The 4853-nt window shown below is 71.3% G+C and carries 6 protein-coding genes and 1 riboswitch; of the genes, 4 read left to right on the top strand and 2 right to left on the bottom strand.

Annotated features, from left to right (window positions below):
- Together FV223_RS20135 and FV223_RS20140 are read right to left on the bottom strand one after the other, a co-directional pair.
- A partial coding sequence (locus FV223_RS20135) for a CbtA family protein (protein ID WP_187275577.1) occupies positions 1–169 on the bottom strand: 169 nt, incomplete at its 3' end.
- 22 nt (positions 170–191) lie between these two features.
- Positions 192–368: a CbtB-domain containing protein gene (locus FV223_RS20140; RefSeq protein ID WP_147728670.1), complete on the bottom strand. Its 177-nt coding sequence runs from the start codon at positions 366–368 to the stop codon at positions 192–194.
- A gap of 36 nt (positions 369–404) precedes the next feature.
- A riboswitch (cobalamin riboswitch) is annotated at positions 405–686 on the bottom strand.
- A gap of 67 nt (positions 687–753) precedes the next feature.
- Between FV223_RS20140 and cobU the strand changes: the two genes are divergently transcribed.
- From cobU to FV223_RS20160, 4 genes are all read left to right on the top strand, one after another.
- Positions 754–1281, top strand: a complete 528-nt coding sequence (gene cobU, locus FV223_RS20145) for a bifunctional adenosylcobinamide kinase/adenosylcobinamide-phosphate guanylyltransferase (RefSeq protein WP_147728671.1) — start codon at positions 754–756, stop codon at positions 1279–1281.
- The gene (gene cobO / locus FV223_RS20150; RefSeq protein ID WP_147728672.1) at positions 1278–1880 is read left to right on the top strand and encodes a cob(I)yrinic acid a,c-diamide adenosyltransferase; all 603 of its coding nucleotides are present in this window, start codon (positions 1278–1280) and stop codon (positions 1878–1880) included. Before cobU ends, cobO begins: the two co-directional genes overlap by 4 nt.
- A 34-nt stretch (positions 1881–1914) precedes the next feature.
- Positions 1915–3351 carry a cobyric acid synthase gene (locus FV223_RS20155; protein WP_147728673.1) on the top strand — a complete coding sequence of 479 codons (1437 nt, stop codon included), beginning with the start codon at positions 1915–1917 and terminating at the stop codon, positions 3349–3351.
- Between the two features lie 176 nt (positions 3352–3527).
- Positions 3528–4853 (top strand): MFS transporter (locus tag FV223_RS20160; protein ID WP_147728674.1); only part of this gene is annotated, 1326 nt, incomplete at its 3' end.

Consider the following 4853-nt stretch of genomic DNA (forward strand, 5'->3'; position numbering starts at 1 on the left):
CCGGGGGCGACCGCGGGGCCGCCGAGGCGGCGGCGCCGGGAGCGGCCTGGGTCTCGTAGCGCTCGGCGGCGATGATCAGCGGCGAGGTGAGCGCGAGCTCGAGCCCCGTCACGAGGACGGCCGCGAGGAAGCCGGCGGCGAGCGCCGCCGACAGGAGCCGGATGAGCATGGGAACGCCTGGGTTCAGGCGGTCAATGGCAGGGGAAGTTCTGCGTGTGCCGGAAGTCGTGCGCCGCGTTGTGCAGCGCCGAGGCCGGCGAGAAGCCGGCGAGGAACACGAGCCCGAGGCCGAGCATGGCGGCGGCGACGATGGCGACGAAGCCCTCGTTCGCGCGAGTGCCGGTCTGGGTGAGGGTCTGGGTGGTCATGTCGACAACATCTCCGGCCGCCCCGCCGGCGGCGTTCGAGAAAGCGCGGGGGACGGCAGGTCTCCTGGCTCGCGGATCGCAGCGCCTGCCGCCTTCCCGAAACATCGGTGGCCGAGGGCAGGAGCTGAGGGCTCCCACGGCGATCCGGGCTTCGATCCGCAACGCAGTCCCATCTTGGACAGGTCGGTTCAACGAAGCCCGGATCGCCGTGGGGACCCTGGCCGCTTACAGTTGCGGGGGCAGCCGCGGCATCGGGTTTCCCCTCACCGCATTCCCTTTTCACCCCGTCTCCGGGGCACCGTCGCGTCCAGCCATAGCCTGTCCGGTCTCCCCGCACAACGGAGGCTTTGACGGGCGCCCAGGGGTTGGGGCATGGGTTCCAGCCATGCAGCAGGCCGCGCCTCGGACGACCCTCGTGCTCGGCGGCGCGCGCTCGGGCAAGAGCGCCTACGCCGAGAGGTTGATTGAGGCGGTGCCGGGCCCCTGGCTCTACTTTGCCACGGCACAGGCCTGGGACGACGAGATGCGCGCGCGCATCGCCCTCCACAGGGCGCGGCGCTCCGGCGACTGGATCACTCGGGACGTGCCGACCGCCCTGGCCGCCGCGATCGCGGAGGCGCCGGGGCCGGTGCTGGTCGATTGCCTGACCTTGTGGCTGACGAACCTGCTGCTCTCCGATGCCGACCTCGACGCCGAGACGGCGGCGCTCCGCACTGCCTGCCGGGAAGCGCGCGGGCCGCTCGTCCTCGTGTCGAACGAGGTCGGCCTCGGGATCGTGCCCGACAATGCGCTCGCCCGCCGCTTCCGCGATGCGGCCGGACGCCTCCACCAGAGCCTCGCGGCCGAATGCGACCGCGTCGTCCTGACGGTCGCCGGGCTGCCGCTCGTCATCAAACCGCAGGGAACGCCATGACCGACGACGCCGAACGCCATCGCGAGAAGATGGAGAAGCGCAAGGCGGTGCAGGACGCCGAGGTCGCGGCCAAGACGATCGAGAAGGGCCTGCTCATCGTCAACACCGGACCCGGCAAGGGCAAGACCACGGCGGCGCTGGGCTTGGCGCTGCGCATGCTGGGGCGCGGACACCGGGTCGGCGTGGTGCAGTTCATCAAAGGCGCGTGGGACACCGGCGAGGCGCATGCGCTGAGGACCTTCGGCGACCGGGTCGCGTGGCACGCGATGGGCGAAGGCTTCACCTGGGAGACGCAGGACAAGGCCCGCGACATCGCCGCCTGCCTCAACGCCTGGAACCGGGCGACCGACCTGATGGCCGACCCGAGCCTCCGTCTCCTGATCCTCGACGAGCTCAACATCGCGCTCCGCTACGACTACCTCGATCTCGACGCGGTGGTGGCGACTCTGAAAAGCCGTCGCCCGGACCTGCACGTCGTCGTCACCGGCCGCAACGCCAAGCCGGCGCTGATCGAGGCCGCCGACCTCGTCACCGAGATGGGCAGCGTGAAGCACCACTTCGCGGCCGGCGTGAAGGCGCAGGAGGGGATCGAGTTTTGATGGAATGGTCCCTTCAGCCGTGACCCGAAGCCTAATGATCCAGGGCACCGGCTCGGACGTCGGCAAGTCGTTGATCGTCGCCGGGCTCGCGCGCGCCTTCACCCGACGCGGGCTTCGGGTGCGCCCGTTCAAGCCGCAGAACATGTCGAACAACGCCGCCGTCACAACGGATGGCGGCGAGATCGGGCGGGCGCAGGCGCTGCAGGCGCGGGCGGCCGGCGTCGCGCCGTCGATCCACATGAACCCGGTGCTGCTCAAGCCCCAGACCGAGGTCGGCTCCCAGGTGGTGGTGCAGGGCCGCATGGTCGCGACGGTGAAGGCGCGCGACTACCAGGCGTGGAAACCGCGCCTGCTGGAGGCGGTGCTCGACAGCTTCGACCGCCTAAGGACGCAGGCCGACCTGATTCTCGTCGAGGGTGCGGGCTCGGCATCCGAGGTCAACCTGCGCGCCGGCGACATCGCCAACATGGGGTTCGCCCGCGCGACGGATACGCCGGTGGTGCTGCTCGGCGACATCGACCGCGGTGGGGTCATCGCCAGCCTCGTCGGCACCAAGGCGGTGATCGATCCCGACGACGCCGCGATGATCGTCGGCTTCCTGGTCAACCGCTTCCGCGGCGACCCGAGCCTGTTCTCCGACGGCATGGACCTGATCGCGCGCCACACCGGCTGGGCCAGCCTCGGCCTGATCCCGCACTTTCCCGAGGCGGCGCGCCTGCCGGCCGAGGACGTGCTCGGGCTCGTCGGGTCCGCCGGCCCGGCGGCGACGCGCATCGCGGTGCCGGTGTTTCCGCGGATCGCCAACTTCGACGACCTCGACCCGCTGCGGGCCGAGCCCGCGGTGGAGGTGGTGCTGGTCCGCCCGGGCGAGGCGATCCCGGGCGATGCCGCCCTGGTGCTGCTGCCGGGCTCGAAGACCACGATCGACGATCTCGAATTCGTCCGGGCGCAGGGCTGGGACGTGGACTTGCATGCGCATCTACGCCGCGGCGGCCGGGTGCTCGGCCTGTGCGGCGGATACCAGATGCTCGGGCGGACGCTGTCCGATCCGGACGGCATCGAGGGCGAGGCGCGGACCGTGCGGGGCCTCGGGCTGCTCGCCGTCGACACGGTGATGACGCCGTTGAAGCGGCTCGAAGCCGTCTCCGGCACCAGCCTGCCCGACGGCATGCCGTTCACCGGCTACGAGATGCATGTCGGCGACACCACCGGCGCCGACGCGGAACGGCCGCTGCTGCGCCTCGCCGACGGACGCGCCGACGGTGCGGTCTCCGCCGACGGCCTGGTGTCCGGCACCTACGTCCACGGCCTGTTCGCCGACGACCGCCAGCGTGCCGCATGGCTCGCCCGCCTCGGCGCACGATCCGACGGCGCCTCCTACGAGGCCGGCATCGAGCGGGTGCTCGATGCCCTTGCGGCGCATCTCGAGCAGCATGTCGACTGCGACCGGCTGCTGGCCCTGGCGCGATGAGGCGCACCGGGGATGAGGCGCACCGGGCATGACACCGAGGCGCGTCCTGTCCGCGAGCAGGCATCCCGGGCTGTCGGGGATCGCCGTGGGCCGATAGGCACGCGCCGCCGCGGAGCCTAGTCTCGTGCGAAAGCGCGGCCGGTCGCGATCGACCGCCGGGACGCGAGGAACGCCCGATGACGCCCACCGAGACCGCGGCCGACGACGCGCTCGCCCGACGCACGATCGCGACGGTGACCTGGCGGCTGATGCCCCTGCTCGGGGTGATGTACCTGATCGCCTATATCGACCGGCAGAACATCTCCTATGCCAAGTTGCAGATGGTCGGCGACCTCGGGCTGAGCGAGAGCGTCTTCGGGCTCGGGGCGTCGCTGTTCTTCCTCGGCTATTTCCTGTGCGAGGTCCCGGCCAACGTCATCCTGGAACGCGTCGGCGCGCGCCTGTGGTTCGCCCGGATCATGGCGACCTGGGGCCTGATCACGGTGCTGCTCGGCTTCACCCGGAACACGGCGATGTTCTACGGGCTGCGCTTCCTTCTCGGCGTCGCCGAAGCCGGGTTCTTCCCCGGCGTGCTGTTCGTGCTGACCCTGTGGTTCCCGCAGAAGCACCGCGCGGCGATGATCGGCTGGTTCATGATCGCGAGCGCGGTGGCCAACGCCGTCGGCGCGGCGATCGGAGGCGCGCTGCTCGACCTCGACGGCGCGCTCGGGCTCAAGGGCTGGCAGTGGGTGTTCGTCAGCACCGGCGTGCCGGCGCTGCTGCTGGCCGTGATCGTGCTGGTGGTCCTGCCGGACGGGCCGGAGAAGGCGCCCTGGCTCGATCGCGCCGGCCGCGACTGGCTCGGCCGGACGCTGCGGGAGGAGCGCGAGACCGGCGGCAAGGTCGAGCACGGCAACCCGTTCGCTGCGCTCCTCGACCGGCGCGTGTGGATGCTCGCCAGCGTCTACGTCGCGTTTCCGCTGGCCGCCTATGGCCTGAGCTACTGGCTGCCGACGGTGGTGCGCAGCTTCGGCGTTACCAACACCGTCAACGGCTTCATCAACGTCATCCCGTGGGTCGTCACCGGGCTGGCGCTGTGGTGGGTGCCGCGGCATTCCGCGCGCACGGGCGAGCAGACCTGGCACGTCGTCGGCCCGGGGCTCGTCGCCGCGTCGGCGCTGGCGCTGAGCGTGGTGGTGCCGGGCTCGATCCCGAAGTTCGCCTGCCTGTGCGTGGCGGCGGCCGGCATCTTCTCGGCCCAGCCGGTGTTCTGGTCGCTGCCGCCGACCTTCCTCAAGGGCGCGTCGGCCGCGGCCGGAATCGCGGCGATCAACTCGGTGGGCAATCTCGGCGGCTTCATCGCCCAGAACGCCGTGCCGATCATCCGCGACCGAAGCGGCAGCGACCTCGTGCCGATGATCTTCCTCTCGGCCTGCCTCGTGGTCGGCTCGTGCCTCGTCTTCGTCGTGCTCGGCGCCCTGCGGCGCGATGCCGGCCGCCGCGCCGCCGATCAGAGCATGGCG

The sequence above is a fragment of the Methylobacterium sp. WL116 genome (assembly GCF_008039455.1).
Taxonomy (GTDB): domain Bacteria; phylum Pseudomonadota; class Alphaproteobacteria; order Rhizobiales; family Beijerinckiaceae; genus Methylobacterium.